Source organism: Micromonospora sp. SD19 (genome assembly GCF_054462275.1).
Genome location: NZ_JBTLMN010000003.1, coordinates 328,666 through 343,192, shown reverse-complemented (window position 1 = coordinate 343,192; position 14,527 = coordinate 328,666). Strand labels below are relative to the sequence as shown.

Genomic DNA, 14,527 nt, shown 5'->3' with positions numbered 1-14,527 from the left:
GAGGGTGAGGGCATGAGCGGGGAGACACGGCACACGATCGGCGAGCTGGCGCGACGGACGGGCCTGAGCGTCAAGACCATCAGGTACTACGCCGACAGCGGGATCGTGCCGCCGACGGACCGGAGCCCGGCCGGCTACCGACGGTTCGGCCCGGCGGCCGTGGCCCGACTGGAGCTGGTCCGCACGTTGCGGGAGCTGGGCGTGGACCTGGCCACCATCCGGCGGGTGGTGAACAAGGAGGTGCCGCTGCCCGAGGTGGCCGCCGCGCACGCCGAGGCGTTGGCGGTGCAGATCCGGGTGCTGCGGCTGCGCCAGGGGGTGCTCACCGTGGCGGCGCGGCGCGGGTCCAGCGCGGCCGAGGTGGACGAGCTGCATCGGCTGGCCCAGCTCACCAGGCACGAGCGCGGGCAGCTGGTGGCGGACTTCCTGGGCGGCGTCTTCGCCGACCTCGGCGATTGGCCCGCGTCCCCGGGGGTGATCGTCTCGATGACACCGGAGCTGCCCGACGACCCCACCAGCGCGCAGATCGAGGCGTGGCTGGAGCTGGTCGAGCTGTGCCGGGACCCCGGGTTCCGGGAGCGGATGCGGCTGCTGGTACGGCAGCACGCCGCCGATCATGACGTCCCGGGACTGCCCCGCCCGGACGCCGTCGCGGTGGTCCGGGACGCGGTGGCCACCGCCTTGACGGCCGGTCTCGACCCGACCAGCCCGGACGCCGACCCGGTGGTCGCCGCCGTCACCGGCCGGTATGCGCGCCTGCGCTGTCACCCGGACGACGCCGACCTGCGCCAGCTGTTGCTCGACCGGCTCGTTCCGGCCAACGACCCCCGCCGGGACCGCTACCTCGACCTGTTGGCGGTGCTCAACGGCTGGTCGACCGGCACGGCGACAGCGCCGGCGGTGGACTGGTTCATCCGGGCCCTGCGCGCCCGGATGCCCGAGCCGGCTCGTTGACCCGCCCGTCAGCCGAACCAGGTCATCGCCTGGCCGTGGCCTCTGGCCCAGGCCAGCGGCTTCCCGTCGAGCGCGAGAACGTTGTGCAGCGCGTCGTTCGGCGGCGCGGGCAACGCGTCGTACCGGAGCACCTCCGGCCCCTCGGCCGCCACCCAGTGCCCCGGCAGTTCGCGGACCAACCGGACGAACGCCTCCCGGCGCGGGGGCGGCACCTGGTAGAGCACTGACGTGTGGAAGACCACGAGCGTCGCGTCGGCCGGTGCCCGCGCGGCCAGCGCCGGCAGGTCGTCCACCAGGTCGCCGCGGACCAGCAGCGGCGGGTCGGCCGCGGCGATCGCCGCCGCGGCGCGCAGCCGGACCCGCCGGTGGGCGTGTTCCGGCCAGATCAGGGCGTCCAACCAGGACACGTCGTCAGGGTCGGTCACGTCGAGCGGGTTGAGGTCCAGGCCGGCCCGCCACACCACCTGGGGTACGCGTGCCGGCGGCACCAACCCGTCGGCAGCGCAGTCGAGGATCGGCTCACCGGAGCCGACCTGGTGATCGCCGTAGCGGTACCCGTACCGGTCGGGGTAGAGGCAGAGCCCGGCCGACGCGCCGACCTCCAGCAGGGCCACTGGCTGTGGCAACGCGGCGAGCAGCGGCAGCAGGACCGCGCACCGGCCCGCCTCGTTCGTCTGGGTGGCCCGGGTGAGCATCTGCGCCTCGATGGCCGGCCAGTGCGTCAGCACGTAGTCGTGGAAGGTGACCGGGTCGTCGACCGGGCCGCCGAGCCAGCGGACGACGCCGAACAGCAGGTTCGGCTGCCGTTTGGCCGGCGGTAGCCCGTCGAGCAGGGCCAGCAGGTCCTCGTCGTGGGCGACTGCCTGCGACAGGCGCTCGTACGTGGGCGACACCCCGCGCGCCTCCCGGACGGCGAAGTCGACGTACTGCTCGCTGATCGTCATGGCCCGATGATGGCACCTGCCCGATGGCCGGACCGTCCGCTGCTGCGGCGACCGCACCCGGGATGACGGCCAGCACCCGGTTCGCGGCGCTGGTCAGCGGTTCTGCCGTTCGATGCCGCGTCGGACGAGTCCGCGGATGCCGGGGAGGGTGACCGCTCGGATCGTGAGGTCGTTCATCCAGACGTGCAGCCGGCTCGGTGGCGCGTACTGGTACATGCCCCGGCGGGCGAGCGCCTGCCGCCTGGTCACCTCGGGGCGCAGGCCGGTCTCCCAGCCGGCCAGGGCGGACGGGATGTCGTCGCCGTGCCGGCGCAGGGCGGCACCGAGTTGGTCGGCGCCGGCGAGCGCCAGTCCCGCGCCGTGCCCGGCGAAGAGGGTGACGCACCAGGCCGCGTCGCCGAGCACGACGGCGCGGCCGGTGCTCCACCGTGGGCTGTCCACCTGGCTGACCCGGTCGAAGTACGCCCCGGCCGGGTCGGTCTGGAGGTGACCGATCGCCTCGGGCACTCCCCCGGCCAGGTCTCCGAACGTCGCGCGGATCGCGTCCACCGGTCCGCGTGCCAACTCGCGAGCGGGGTCGGCGCACCGGTAGGTGAAGAAGGCCGACGAGCGGCCGGGCCCGAGGTTGACGATCGCCGCGGTGCGCCCGGGGCCGATGAAGGTCGTCGCCGACGACTCGGGCACATCCGGCACCGGGTGCGCCAGCGGGAAGGCCGCCACGACGTACGGCAGGTCGACCCGATGGTCCGGGCCGAGGATCGTCGCCCGGGTCGTGGAGTGCACGCCGTCGGCACCGACGAGCAGGTCGGCGTCGTACGTGGTGCCGTCGCTGAGGCTGATCCGCACCCGGTCGGCGGTGGCGTCGATTGTGGACACGGTGGTGCCGAAGCGGATCTCCACCTGGTCGCGTACCGCCTCGTACAGTGCGGTTTCGAGGTCGCCGCGGAACACCGTCATGGTTCGGGGACCCAGCGCCGCCTCGGCGACCGCGGCGGGCACCGTGAGCTTCGGGCGACCGTCCGCCCGGACCAGCACTGTGGTGAACGGGCCCAACGCGTGGGCGGACAGCGCCGGAACCAGCCCGAGCCGCTCGGCCGCGTCGTAGCCGGCGCCGAGCAGGTTGACCAGGTAGCCACTGCTGCGCCGGGTCGGAGATCGCTCGACGACGAGCGGATGCCACCCGTCCTGCGCCAGACGTAGGGCCGTCGCGAGACCAGCTATGCCGGCCCCGACGATCACCGCTCGTTTCATCAGCACTCCCCAAGACCAGAATGAGCATCTGCTCAAACATTATGAGCAGATGCTCATCCCCGCACAACCCGCCTAGACTCAGGGAATGCCACGCGGAGTTCCCATCGCTGAGCCCCGGCAGCACCTCTTCGCCGCCGCCGAGCGCCTGATCGCCGCCGCAGGTCCCGGCCAGCTCACCAGCCGAGCCGTCACCGGCGAGGCCGGCGTCGCCACCGGGCTGCTCTTCGCCCACTTCGCGAACTTCGACGACTTCCTGGTGGGTTACGCCGTCGACCGCAGCTTCCAGATCGCCGGCACCGCGGCCGGCCTTCCCGCCCGCGCCGGCACCGGCACGATCGCCGCGAACCTCAGCGCGACGATCCTCGCGACCCCGCTGATCGTCCTGCGCGGTGTCACCCGGCTGATGGCCTGCCGGCCGGTGTTGGCCGCACAGGTCGAGGCGGTACTGGGCACCGGCAGCACCGTGCTGCAGAGCCTCGAACGCGCCGTCGTCGACTACCTGAACGCCGAACGACAGCGCGGACGGCTACCAGCGGGCGTCGACACCGAGGCGCTGGCGCTGGCCGTGGTGGGCGTGCTGCACCACGTCGCCCTCATCGACGCGACCGACGAGGTGGCGCACGCACGCATCCAGCACACCGTGACCGCGCTGGTGGAAAGCTTCCCGGCCGTCACGTCCTGAGCCCGCCCCCTGGCCCGCACCGGCCCGCCGGCACCGTAGAGTTCTGCGGCGGCCGGACCGTTGATCAGCAGCTCAGCGGGCAGGGGCAACGGGAGGAACGGGTCGTGCGGGGTGCGGGTGTCCGGGTACTGATCGTCGGCGGAGGTGTCGCCGGACTGGCGACGGTGGCCGCGCTGCGCGAGTGGGGCGCGACGATCGACGTGGTCGAGCGGGCGTCCGGGCCGACCGGCTCCGGCACCGGGATCTACCTCACCGGCAACGCGACGCGGATGCTTGACGTCCTCGGTCTGCGCGAGCCGGTCGCCGACGTCGCCGTGGAGATCACCCGGCAGCGCAGCGCCAACCAGCGCGGGCGTCGCCTCTTCGACATCGACGTGGCAGCGCTCTGGCGGGGCGTCGGGCCGTGCGTGTCATTGCCCCGGGCGCAGCTGCACCGGGCGCTGCTCGACGGCGTCGGCGACGCCCCGATCCGCTGGGGCCGCCAGCCGGTCGCGCTGTTGCAGGAGGGCGGCCAGGTCGCCGTCGAGTTCGACGACACCAGCACCGACCGGTACGACCTGGTGATCGGCGCGGACGGGGTGCACTCGACCGTCCGCCGGCTCGCCTTCGACGGCCAGGCCGCCCGCGACCTCGGGCAGTACGCGTACCGGTGGGTCGCTCCGCGGATCGACGACGACCCGGTCTGGTCGGTGCAGTTGGGGCGCGGGAGGCAGTTCCTGACGATCCCGATCGGCGCCGAGCAGACGTACTGCTACTACAACGACGGCCCGGTGGCCGAGCGGCAGGGCTGGCGCGACGACCTGGCTGCGACGTACAGCGAGCCGGTGGCCACCATGCTCAAGGCCCTGGACTACGACGACAGCACCCTGCACGCCGGGCCGAACCAGGAGGTGGTGCTCGACTCCTGGGCCCGGGGGCCGGTGCTGCTGGTCGGCGACGCCGCCCACGCCACCTCGCCGAACATGGCCCAGGGTGCGGCGATGGCGCTGGAGGACGCTGTCGTGCTCGCCTCGTCGTTGGCCGCCGCCGATTCCGTCGCCGACGCGCTGCGCGCTTTCGAGGCGCGGCGCCGCCCACGGACGAACTGGGTGCTCAGCCAGACGCACCGCCGCGACAAGGCCACCGGGCTCCCGCCCGCGCTACGCGACCTGGTGATGCGCCGCCTCGGCGAGCAGATGTTCCGCTCGAACTACGGGCCGCTGTTCGCCCAGCCCTGACCGGCGCTGCTCACGGCACCTGGCCCGGCCGGTCGACGATGGCGACCCGCAGGACGGCGGCGGCCGACTCCAGTGACTCCTTGCCGTTGCGTATCACCGAGTTGCGGGTGCCGAGGTAGACGTGGGAGTCCCTATCGAAGATGAGGTCCACGTTGCCACCGATCACACCGGGCATCCGAATCGCCACCCCGTGCCGGCCGGCGGCGTCCACCACGTCGCCGGAGATGACGACCGCCCCGGGCTCCCGTGCCAGCACCTCGTACAGCGCCGCCAGCGCTCGGGGTGGCACGTAGCCGCGAAGCATCGACCGCGCTGTGGTGTACGCCATGCTCTCGTCCCCGTACACGGCCTCCTCGTCGGCGCCTTCGGGAAGGTGCAGGTCGACCGGGTGCTTCCGGAGGTATCGCAGCAGCGCGTCCGGGTCGGTGGGCAGGCCGCCGTGGTACGCGGGCGGCTGGAACGCGTCAAGCTTCTTCTCGGGATCGCCGGCATCGTTCATACGGAGCTCCCTCAGCCCGCTCCACCCGTTCGGATCGGCCTCGGGTCGGTACCGCCCCTGGGTGTACGCGACTCCGCCGGCCGACTGCCACAGTTGGTTCCGGATCGTCAGGTACGGGCCGCTGTCCGGCAACTCCCGGGTCGTCGCCAGGATCTCCGTGAAGACGTACTGGTCGGGACGGGCGGTGAGCTCCGGTTGTTGCCGGGCGGCGTCGGCCGCCAGGTGGAAGATCTCCGACGCGCTGGCCGTCGGCGGCGGCTGATCACCCAGTTTGATCGTCTGGACCACCAGCGCACCGGCGGTCAACGTCACCGCCAGCCCGAACGCTCCGGCGAGGCGCCAACCGCTGAGAAACCGGGTACGGCGACCGGTGGGACGGGCCTCCGACGCCGCCTCGCCCCGATGGGCCACGTGTGCGGTCAGATCCCTGAGAAGTTGCTCCTCGAAACCCTGCGGCGACCGTTCGGTCTCGTTCATCGTCATCTCCGTCTCCTCAGGCGAGGGTGGTGGCAGGGCGGGCGAGCACGGCGCGGACGAGCCGACGGGCGCGATGCAGGCGGACCCGGGCGGCGACCGGCGACATCCCGAGCACTGTCGCCGCCTCCGCGACGGTGAGGCCGTCCACGGCGACGAGTTCGACAAGCGTCCGGGTGCCCTCGGGGAGGTCGCCCAGCGCCCGATACGTGCGGCGGGCGGCCTCCTCGGCGTCGATCCGCTCCTCGATCCGGGCGATGTCATCGGGGCCCAGGTCCCGCCGTCCGGCCAGACGACCGGCGACCCGCAGCCGTTGGGCCGCCCGACGCCGCTCGTCGCCGATGACGTTGCGGGCCACCCCGTACAGCCAGCCGATCTGGCTACCCCGGTCCGGCCGGTAGCCGGCCGCCGACTCGATCACCGCCAGGAACACGTCGGCGGTGAGGTCGGCGGCGAGGTGTGGATCGTCGACCCGCCGCGCCACGAACCGGCCCACCGCCTCCAGGTGCCGCCGGTAGAAGACCTCGAAGGCCACCGGATCGGTGCCGATGCCGGAAATGTCGTCATCGGCTCGGTCGGGCTCACTCACGGGCCGTCCTCTCTCGCGCCTTCACACCCCTTCTTCGTACGGCGGAGCGCGGGTGTTACGCCGTAATGCCGCTTCCCGCCCGGCGCGGAACGCGGCGCTGCCGGTCCAGTTGGGCAACCGCCCTGGTGATGCGGCATCATCGAAGCACCGGCGACTGGCGGCACGGGGATGGTGAAACCATCGGGGAGCCTCTCGCGGGCGTCGACCGCCTGGGCGCCTGCGTCGAGGGACCATCGTGACCACGACCAGCCCATCCGTCGACAACCACAACCCGTCGGGCACGGCCCGACTCCTGGCGGGCGCACCAGTCGCCGCAGCCGTCCTGGCCGAAACCGCAGCTGCCGCCACCCGTCTGCGCGAGCGCGGCATCACACCGAGCCTCGCCACCATCCTCGTCGGCGACGACGACGCCAGCGCCGGTTACATCGCCATCAAGCAGCGTCAGGCCGCCGCGCTCGGGTTCGACTCCCCGCACACGCACCTGCCGGCCACCGCCACCCAGGCGGAGCTGCACCAGGCCATCGCCCGGTTCAACAACGACCCGGCCGTGCACGGACTGCTCGTGCAGTACCCCGTTCCGGGGCACCTGGACTACGACGCGGCGCTGCAGACCATCGACCCGGACAAGGACGTCGACGGCATGCACCCGCTCAACATGGGACGCCTCGCCGTCGGGCTGCCCGGCCCGCTGCCGTGCACCCCCGCCGGCATCGAAGCCCTCCTGGCGTACCACGAGATCCCCGTCGCCGGTCGCGAGGTCGTCATCCTCGGCCGGGGCGCCACCCTGGGCCGCCCCCTGGCCATGCTGCTCGCCCAGAAGCGCCCGACCGCCAACGCCGCCGTCACCGTCGTGCACACCGGCGTGCCCGACTGGGACCGCTACACCCGCCGCGCCGACATCCTCGTCGCCGCCGCCGGCGTACCCGGCATCGTGCGGCCTGAGCACGTCAAGCCCGGCGCGGTCGTCATCGGCGCCGGCGTCCGCTACGACGGTCGGCGGCTCCTGCCCGATGTGGACGAAGCGTGCGCCGAGGTCGCCGGCGCCATCACGCCCCGGGTCGGCGGGGTCGGCCCGACCACCGTCGCGATGCTGTTCCGCAACGCGGTACGTGCCGCCGAACGCGCCAGCCAGTAACCCGGTCGCCGAGATCGCCTGATGCTGAGCAGCCCGGTCGTCCACAGCTACTCGGCATCAGGTGATCCAACCGGCTTTCTACGGTTGGATATCTCCTCCAGGTGCTGGAGCTGGTGCTGCCGGACCATCTCGTCCCAGGCCTCCTGGTCGTAGTCCGGGTCCGGCGGGATCCACTTGTGCGAGTTGTCGCTGTAGTGGAACCGCTCATCGCCCCGCCGGATCAGACTCACCGGACCCAGCCCAGGAAACGCCGGTGCAGCAGCCCGGCGGGCACCCAGGTCAGATCCTCGGCCGCCCAGACCAGGTAGGACCCCATGTAGAGGGCCAACGACACAGGTGTGCCCTCGAACTCTGCAACCAGCTCCGTGCGCCGGGTCCGGCAGGGCCACGGTGCAGCGCAGCCGCCGCAGGTCCACACCGGAAGGACCGGGCCGTGGGTGGTCACGGCCGACCATCCAGGAAGCGCCGGATGGCCGACCGGGCGTGCCAGCGGACCGCCCATTCCGCCTGATAACAGGGGTACGGGGACAGCCGCGCCCACCACCAGCGACAGCCGGCGCAGAGCCCGTCAACGCCGGGCAGGTGCACGGACAAGATTCGTCCGACCTGATCCTCGGTCACTCCTGCTCCTCCCCTGGCCAGTGGCCTCGGCGGATCGGGATGCGGTGCCGGGCTCGGCACGGCAGGTCGGCGCCACATCGGCAGATCCGCCGCCACCGCTGCCACGACCAGACCGGCCGATGGCGCCGAGCCAACGTCAGCGCCACCGCCAGCAGGTAGTCGTCGTACGGCACGTGTTTGGGCACCCGACCTCCGCGCGAGTTGTCGCGCCGTCGCCTGGCGTGACCACTTCACCACACACCACTCAGCCGTGTCTTGTCAATCTGCAAGTGACAATAGTCAACTGAAAGTCGCGCCTACGTTCAGGTCGTGAAGCGACCGCGCTTGTACGGGCCTGGCGAGTTGGCCGCCCTGTTCAACGTGTCGCGCCAGCGGGTACTCCAGATCACCCGCCGACCCGGCTTCCCCGAGCCGGTGGCCCGCCTCATCGGGACGACCATCTGGGACGCGGACGAGGTGGACGAGTGGGCCAAGCACAACCGCCCACCACGCCCAACTGAGGGCGACGAAGACCGCTAATCCCGCAAATCAGGAGCTGATCCGATCGGGCATGGAGACTTCGGATCGCCTGGTCTGGCGCAAGTCGAGCCACAGCGACAACAACGGCGGCGCTTGTGTCGAGGTCGCCGAACTGCATACGAGCATCGCGGTGCGCGACAGCAAGGACCCCAACGGGTCGACCCTTCGCTTCACGAGAGGCGCCTGGACGGGGTTATGCGCAGCATCCGGTAGCTCCCGGCCGCAATACCCAGAGCAGCAGGCATGCCGTGCCCTCGTCCGGCCCCTAGCAGTGGAGGCCTGTTCCGGGCTGTCCAGCGGATGGCGATGCCCGCCGGGTGTGCCTACCGGCCGCTGTCCGGTTGGGGGGCCTCCAGGCGCCGGGCGATCTGTTCGATGGCGGTGAGGTCCTCTGGCGTGAGCCGGTCGATGAAATGGCGTCGTACCGACTCGACGTGGGCGGGTGCGGCCGTGGTGAGGGCGCCCAGGCCCTCTTCGGTAAGCACGAGGAGGCAACCTCGACCGTCGGCCGGGTCGGGAGTGCGCCGGAGTAGGCCGCGCTCCTCCATCCGGCTGGCGTGCCGGGACAGCCGGCTGCGGGACCAGCCCATCTTGTCGGCCTGCGCGTGCAGGGTGCTGGTGTGGTCGGGTCTTTCCGACAGCGTGCTCAGCACCTCGTAGTCGGGCTCTGAGAGCCCGATCGCCGCCAGGTCACCCGAGGTGCCGGCCTGGACGGTCACCATCACCCGCAGAAACGCGCGCCACGCCCGCTCCTCGTCCGGGTTCAACCAGTGCACCTGCGCTACCTCAGGTCTCGTTGACATGTAAACAACCTACCCCTATATTTCGTTTCCATGTCAACGAAACCGCTCCGCCTCCTCGTCCTGGTATGCAGCACGCGCCCAGGGGCCCTCGGCCCGGTGATCGGGCAGTGGTTGATCGACGCGATCACGCCCTGCGCCGCCGAGCTTGGCGTCGAGTTGGTGCCAGTGGCCCTCGCCGACCTGGATCTGCCGTTCCTCGACGAGGAGGAACATCCGTCGTCGGGCATCTACCGGCAGGAACACACCCGTCGGTGGAGTTCGATCGTGGACACGGCGGACGGTTTCATCGTGGTGACACCGGAGTACAACTACGGGATGCCGGCGACCCTGAAGAACGCGCTGGACTACCTCGGCCGCGAGTGGGCGTGGAAGCCGATCGGCTTCGTCAGCTACGGCAACACGTCGGCCGGCACGCGGTCGGTCCAGCATGCCAAGCAGGTCGTGACTACGCTGCGACTGGTCCCGTTGGGCGCCACGGTCGCGATCCGCATCGGTGACGCGTTGGACGACGGACGGCTGCGCCCCGACGCCGCGCGCGATGCGGCGAGCCTAGGCCTCCTGAACGAACTGGTCCGGGTCTCCCACGCCCTCCGGCCGATGCGCGAACGGGCAGGCGCCGGGACGGTCGCTGGCCCCGTGCCGGGCTCGTATGCGCGGCGGCTGACCCCCGACGACGCGCCCGAGGTCACCGTGCTGCAGCGGTGCTGCTGGGTAGAGGAAGCCGTCGTCAACGACACCTTGGCCATACCTGCCCTGCACGAGTCGCTGGAGCAGGTCCGCGAGTGGCTGGCGGACCAGCACACCACGGGCGTCTGGCTGGACGGTCGACTCCTGGGCATGGTGCGTACCCGCCGCGCGGGCACCGACTGGCACGTGGGACGCCTCGCCGTCGTACCGGACCTACGCGGTCACGGGCTCGGCCGGTGGCTCCTGCGCACCGCCGAAGCCGCCGCCGACCCGAGTATCCGCCGCATCGTCCTGTTCACAGGTTCCAATAGCCAGCGGAACATCAACCTTTACCACAGCGAGGGATACGAGCTCGTGCCATCGACCAGCACGGACGGAACCGCGCTCCTCACCAAGGACGCTGAACCTACGCCCAAGCACCGACACTCGAGACTCGGTGAGAATGCACGCTCTTAGCCGCTGGCTGGGCGCTTACCTCTGCACGCTCCCGGGATGGAAGAGCCTGGAAACGGCGCTGCCCCGGCCTCCCAGAAGGGCAGCCGGGGCAGCGCTTATTGCGTACGTCAGCTGCAGCCGCTGGTGGAGCCGCAGCCCTCGCAGACGTAGCAGCTACCGGCCGGGCGCATCTTCGTACCGCAGGTGAAGCAGAGCGGCGCGTCGGCGGCCTTGCCGATCACGGCCTCCAGCAGCTCGGTGCTGGAACCCACTGTCGGAGCCGGCTTGGCGGCGGCCACGTCGGCCATCTCCTGGGCCGGCTGGGCGACCGCCTCAGTCTTGGCCGGAGCCTCGACCGGCGCGGACGACGCCATCGCGGTGAGCTCGGCGCCGGTGACCCCGGCGGCCTCCGCGTCGGCTTCGGCCCGCAACTGGGCGGCCCGCTCGCTGGCGGTGAAGATGCCCAGCTCGGCGCGACGCTCGTAGGGCAGGAAGTCCAACGCCAGGCGACGGAAGATGTAGTCCATCACCGAGGCGGCCATCCGCACGTCCGGGTCGTCGGTCATGCCGGCCGGCTCAAAGCGCATGTTGGTGAACTTGCTGACGAACGTCTCCAGCGGCACGCCGTACTGCAGGCCGATGCTGATGGCCACCGAGAAGGCGTCCATCACGCCGGCCAGGGTGGAGCCCTGCTTGGACATCTTGAGGAAGACCTCACCGAGGCCGTCGTCCGGGTAGGACGACGCGGTCAGGTAACCCTCGGCGCCACCGACGGAGAAGCTGACCGTCTCGGACGGGCGCTTCTTCGGCAGGCGCTTACGCACCGGCCGGTACTCGATGACCTTCTCGACCGCGGCCGGCGCGGCGGCTGCGGTCTCGACGGCGGCCGGCTCGGTGGCCTTGTTGTTCTTCGCCACCGAGAGCGGCTGGCCGACCTTGCAGTTGTCGCGGTAGATCGCCAGCGCCTTCAGGCCGAGCTTCCAGCCCTCGAAGTAGATCTTCTCGACGTCCTCGACGGTGGCCGCCTCCGGCATGTTGACCGTCTTGGAGATCGCGCCGGAGACGAACGGCTGGATGGCCGCCATCATCCGCACGTGACCCATCGGGGCGATCGTCCGCTCGCCCATCGCGCAGTCGAAGACCGCGTAGTGCTCCGGCTTGAGGCCGGGGGCGTCCACCACGTGGCCGTGGTCGGCGATGTGCTCGACGATCGCCTCGACCTGCTCCTCGGGGTAACCGAGGCTGCGCAGGGCGCGCGGCACCGTCTGGTTGACGATCTGCATCGAGCCGCCGCCGACCAGCTTCTTGAACTTGACCAGCGCCAGGTCCGGCTCCACGCCGGTCGTGTCGCAGTCCATCATGAAGCCGATGGTGCCGGTCGGGGCCAGGACGCTCGCCTGCGCGTTGCGCCAACCATTCTTGTCACCGATCTTGTTGCCCTGGGTCCACTGCTTCGTCGCCTCGCGGACGATCGCGGTGGCCACCGGGCTGGTCGGCTTGATCTCGTCGTTGGCCGCCGCGTGCTTGCGCATGACCCGCTTGTGCGGCTCGGCGTTACGGGCGTAGCCGTCGTACGGGCCCACGACGCCGGCCAGCTCGGCCGAGCGGCGGTAGGCGGTGCCGGTCATCAGCGAGGTGATCGCCGCGGCGACCGAGCGGCCCTGGTCCGAGTCGTACGGCAGGCCGGTGGCCATCAGCAGGGCGCCGAGGTTGGCGTAGCCGATGCCGAGCTGCCGGTAGGCGCGGGACGTCTCACCGATCTTGTCGGTCGGGAAGTCCGCGAAGCAGATCGAGATGTCCATCGCGGTGATGACGAACTCGACGGACTTGACGAACTTCTCCACCTCGAAGCCACCGTCGGCGCGGAGGAACTTCATCAGGTTGAGCGAGGCGAGGTTGCACGAGGAGTTGTCCAGGTGCAGGTACTCCGAGCACGGGTTCGACGCGGTGATCCGGCCGGTCTCCGGGCAGGTGTGCCAGTCGTTGATCGTGTCGTCGTACTGCAGGCCCGGGTCGGCGCACTCCCAGGCGGCCTGGGCGATGGAACGGAACAGCTTCTTCGCCTCGATCGTCTCGATGGTCGAGCCGTCGAGCCGACCCCGCAGGTCGAAACCGCCGTCGTTCTCCACCGCCGTCATGAACTCGTCCGAGACGCGGACCGAGTTGTTGGCGTTCTGGTACTGCACGCTGACGATGTCGGAGCCGCCGAGGTCCATGTCGAACCCGGCGTCGCGCAGCGCGCGGATCTTGTCCTCCTCGCGCGCCTTGGTGACCACGAACTCCTGAATGTCCGGGTGGTCGACGTCGAGGATGACCATCTTGGCCGCCCGGCGGGTCGCGCCACCGGACTTGATGGTGCCGGCCGAGGCGTCCGCGCCGCGCATGAAGCTGACCGGGCCGGAGGCGTTGCCGCCCGAGGAGAGCAGCTCACGGGACGAACGGATGCGCGACAGGTTGACCCCGGAGCCGGAGCCGCCCTTGAAGATCAGCCCCTCCTCCTTGTACCAGTCGAGGATCGAGTCCATCGAGTCGTCGACGGCCAGGATGAAGCAGGCGCTGACCTGCTGCGGCGACGGCGTGCCGACGTTGAACCAGACCGGCGAGTTGAAGCTGAACACCTGGTGCAGCAGCATCCAGGTCAGCTCGTGCGCGAAGACCTCGGCGTCGGCCGGGCTGGCGAAGTAGCCGTACTCCTCACCGGCGGTGCGGTAGGTGTTGACCACCCGGTCGATCAGCTGCCGCAGCGACCACTCCCGCTCCGGGGTCCCCACCGCGCCCCGGAAGTACTTGGTGGTGACGATGTTCGCCGCGTTGACGCTCCACGACTCCGGGAACTCGACCCCCCGCTGCTCGAAGTTGATCGAGCCGTCCCGCCAGTTCGTCATCACGACGTCACGGCGCTCCCAGGAGACCTCGTCGTACGGGTGGACCCCCTCCGTCGTCCACACCCGGTCGATCTTCAGCCCCGTGCCTGCCTTGCTTCGTGAACGGCTAGTTGTCACGCCGTTGCCCCCCTCGTCTGCGCGGTGCCCCACCGCGCGTCCCAATCTCTCGAAAAACCGTGAAGACTCAGCTGGTACGGCCGGCGGCCTCAACCGCATCGGCCCGGCCCTGCTCCCGGGCTCGCGCCGCGGCCCGCAACGTCTCGATCTCGCGCTCGAAGTCGGCGAGCGAGTCGAACGAGCGGTAGACGCTGGCGAACCGCAGGTAGGCGATCTCGTCCAGGTCGCGCAGCGGACCCAGGATCGCCAGGCCCACCTCGTGACTGGGGATCTCGGCGGCTCCCTTGGCCCGGACCGTCTCCTCCACCCGCTGCGCGAGCAGCGCGAGGGAGTCGTCGTCCACCGGCCGGCCCTGGCACGCCTTACGCACCCCGCCGATGATCTTCGTGCGACTGAACGGCTCGGTCACCCCGCTGCGCTTGACGACCGCGAGGACCGCCTCCTCGACGGTGGTGAACCGCTTGCCGCACTCCGGGCAGGACCGCCGCCGTCGGATGAGCTGGCCGTCGTCGGCCTCCCGCGAGTCGACCACCCGGGAGTCAGCATGCCGGCAGTACGGACACCGCATCGCCCACCTCCTAAAAAATGATCAACTGCGAGCACACCGGACACTTCCGGGCACGACTCACCGCGACGGTGCCATCCTCGGATGACGTCCGCCGTGATCGACGTTACGGGAGTGCGGTCGGTAGTCAGACCCAACCTGTAGGCAACT

At 70.8% G+C, this 14,527-nt stretch carries 17 protein-coding genes and 1 riboswitch; of the genes, 7 read left to right on the top strand and 10 right to left on the bottom strand.

Annotation, left to right across the window (positions count from 1 at the left end):
- Nucleotides 1-12 precede the first annotated feature (12 nt).
- Nucleotides 13-954: a MerR family transcriptional regulator gene (locus ACX27O_RS14010; protein ID WP_458939537.1), complete on the top strand. Its 942-nt coding sequence runs from the start codon at nt 13-15 to the stop codon at nt 952-954.
- Between the two features lie 8 nt (nt 955-962).
- Here ACX27O_RS14010 and ACX27O_RS14005 read toward each other — a convergent pair whose 3' ends face one another.
- Together ACX27O_RS14005 and ACX27O_RS14000 are read right to left on the bottom strand one after the other, a co-directional pair.
- Nucleotides 963-1,898: a DUF2332 domain-containing protein gene (locus ACX27O_RS14005; protein ID WP_210861065.1), complete on the bottom strand. Its 936-nt coding sequence runs from the start codon at nt 1,896-1,898 to the stop codon at nt 963-965.
- A gap of 93 nt (nt 1,899-1,991) precedes the next feature.
- Entirely contained in the window at nt 1,992-3,149 is a 1,158-nt protein-coding gene (locus tag ACX27O_RS14000) for an FAD-dependent oxidoreductase (protein WP_387219298.1), read from the bottom strand.
- Nucleotides 3,150-3,234: 85 nt separating this feature from the next.
- On the opposite strand from ACX27O_RS14000, the gene ACX27O_RS13995 reads away from it, so the two are divergent.
- On the top strand, nt 3,235-3,831 hold the full coding sequence (locus tag ACX27O_RS13995) for a TetR/AcrR family transcriptional regulator (RefSeq protein ID WP_358128379.1): 597 nt from the start codon (nt 3,235-3,237) through the stop codon (nt 3,829-3,831).
- A gap of 104 nt (nt 3,832-3,935) precedes the next feature.
- Complete coding sequence (locus ACX27O_RS13990; RefSeq protein ID WP_357633805.1) at nt 3,936-5,048, top strand: FAD-dependent monooxygenase; 1,113 nt, start codon at nt 3,936-3,938, stop codon at nt 5,046-5,048.
- Between the two features lie 10 nt (nt 5,049-5,058).
- On the opposite strand, the gene ACX27O_RS13985 is transcribed toward ACX27O_RS13990, so the two are convergent.
- Together ACX27O_RS13985 and ACX27O_RS13980 are read right to left on the bottom strand one after the other, a co-directional pair.
- Nucleotides 5,059-6,030, bottom strand: a complete 972-nt coding sequence (locus tag ACX27O_RS13985; RefSeq protein ID WP_210866662.1) for a CU044_5270 family protein — start codon at nt 6,028-6,030, stop codon at nt 5,059-5,061.
- Between the two features lie 10 nt (nt 6,031-6,040).
- Complete coding sequence (locus tag ACX27O_RS13980; protein ID WP_051708848.1) at nt 6,041-6,610, bottom strand: RNA polymerase sigma factor; 570 nt, start codon at nt 6,608-6,610, stop codon at nt 6,041-6,043.
- Between the two features lie 140 nt (nt 6,611-6,750).
- A riboswitch (ZMP/ZTP riboswitch) is annotated at nt 6,751-6,832 on the top strand.
- A gap of 13 nt (nt 6,833-6,845) precedes the next feature.
- On the opposite strand from ACX27O_RS13980, the gene ACX27O_RS13975 reads away from it, so the two are divergent.
- Nucleotides 6,846-7,745, top strand: coding sequence for a bifunctional 5,10-methylenetetrahydrofolate dehydrogenase/5,10-methenyltetrahydrofolate cyclohydrolase (locus tag ACX27O_RS13975; protein ID WP_400447342.1), 900 nt, complete (start codon nt 6,846-6,848; stop codon nt 7,743-7,745).
- 47 nt (nt 7,746-7,792) lie between these two features.
- Here the strand turns inward: ACX27O_RS13975 and ACX27O_RS13970 are convergent, their stop codons facing one another.
- The 3 genes from ACX27O_RS13970 to ACX27O_RS13960 form a co-directional block, all read right to left on the bottom strand.
- On the bottom strand, nt 7,793-7,975 hold the full coding sequence (locus tag ACX27O_RS13970; RefSeq protein WP_036412528.1) for a hypothetical protein: 183 nt from the start codon (nt 7,973-7,975) through the stop codon (nt 7,793-7,795).
- 211 nt (nt 7,976-8,186) lie between these two features.
- Nucleotides 8,187-8,366 (bottom strand): hypothetical protein, encoded by a 180-nt coding sequence (locus ACX27O_RS13965; protein ID WP_210858239.1) that lies wholly within the window; start codon nt 8,364-8,366, stop codon nt 8,187-8,189.
- A complete protein-coding gene (locus ACX27O_RS13960; RefSeq protein ID WP_030337387.1) occupies nt 8,363-8,551 on the bottom strand; it encodes a hypothetical protein in 189 nt (62 codons plus the stop codon). The genes ACX27O_RS13965 and ACX27O_RS13960 overlap by 4 nt, the downstream gene beginning before the upstream one ends.
- Before the next feature lie 124 nt (nt 8,552-8,675).
- Here ACX27O_RS13960 and ACX27O_RS13955 point away from each other — a divergent pair, with 124 nt between their 5' ends.
- Both ACX27O_RS13955 and ACX27O_RS13950 read left to right on the top strand, forming a co-directional pair.
- Nucleotides 8,676-8,885: a helix-turn-helix transcriptional regulator gene (locus ACX27O_RS13955; protein ID WP_030337386.1), complete on the top strand. Its 210-nt coding sequence runs from the start codon at nt 8,676-8,678 to the stop codon at nt 8,883-8,885.
- A gap of 31 nt (nt 8,886-8,916) precedes the next feature.
- The gene (locus ACX27O_RS13950; protein ID WP_387219286.1) at nt 8,917-9,270 is read left to right on the top strand and encodes a DUF397 domain-containing protein; all 354 of its coding nucleotides are present in this window, start codon (nt 8,917-8,919) and stop codon (nt 9,268-9,270) included.
- On the opposite strand, the gene ACX27O_RS13945 is transcribed toward ACX27O_RS13950, so the two are convergent.
- Nucleotides 9,209-9,688, bottom strand: coding sequence for a MarR family winged helix-turn-helix transcriptional regulator (locus ACX27O_RS13945; RefSeq protein ID WP_030337378.1), 480 nt, complete (start codon nt 9,686-9,688; stop codon nt 9,209-9,211). The two genes, ACX27O_RS13950 and ACX27O_RS13945, sit on opposite strands and share 62 nt — an antisense overlap.
- Nucleotides 9,689-9,787: 99 nt before the next feature.
- Between ACX27O_RS13945 and ACX27O_RS13940 the strand changes: the two genes are divergently transcribed.
- On the top strand, nt 9,788-10,831 hold the full coding sequence (locus ACX27O_RS13940; protein WP_374224333.1) for a GNAT family N-acetyltransferase: 1,044 nt from the start codon (nt 9,788-9,790) through the stop codon (nt 10,829-10,831).
- A 107-nt stretch (nt 10,832-10,938) separates the two neighbouring features.
- Here ACX27O_RS13940 and ACX27O_RS13935 read toward each other — a convergent pair whose 3' ends face one another.
- Nucleotides 10,939-13,812, bottom strand: a complete 2,874-nt coding sequence (locus tag ACX27O_RS13935; RefSeq protein ID WP_458939536.1) for a vitamin B12-dependent ribonucleotide reductase — start codon at nt 13,810-13,812, stop codon at nt 10,939-10,941.
- Between the two features lie 67 nt (nt 13,813-13,879).
- A complete protein-coding gene (gene nrdR, locus ACX27O_RS13930) occupies nt 13,880-14,380 on the bottom strand; it encodes a transcriptional regulator NrdR (RefSeq protein WP_210858234.1) in 501 nt (166 codons plus the stop codon).
- Nucleotides 14,381-14,527: the final 147 nt, after the last annotated feature.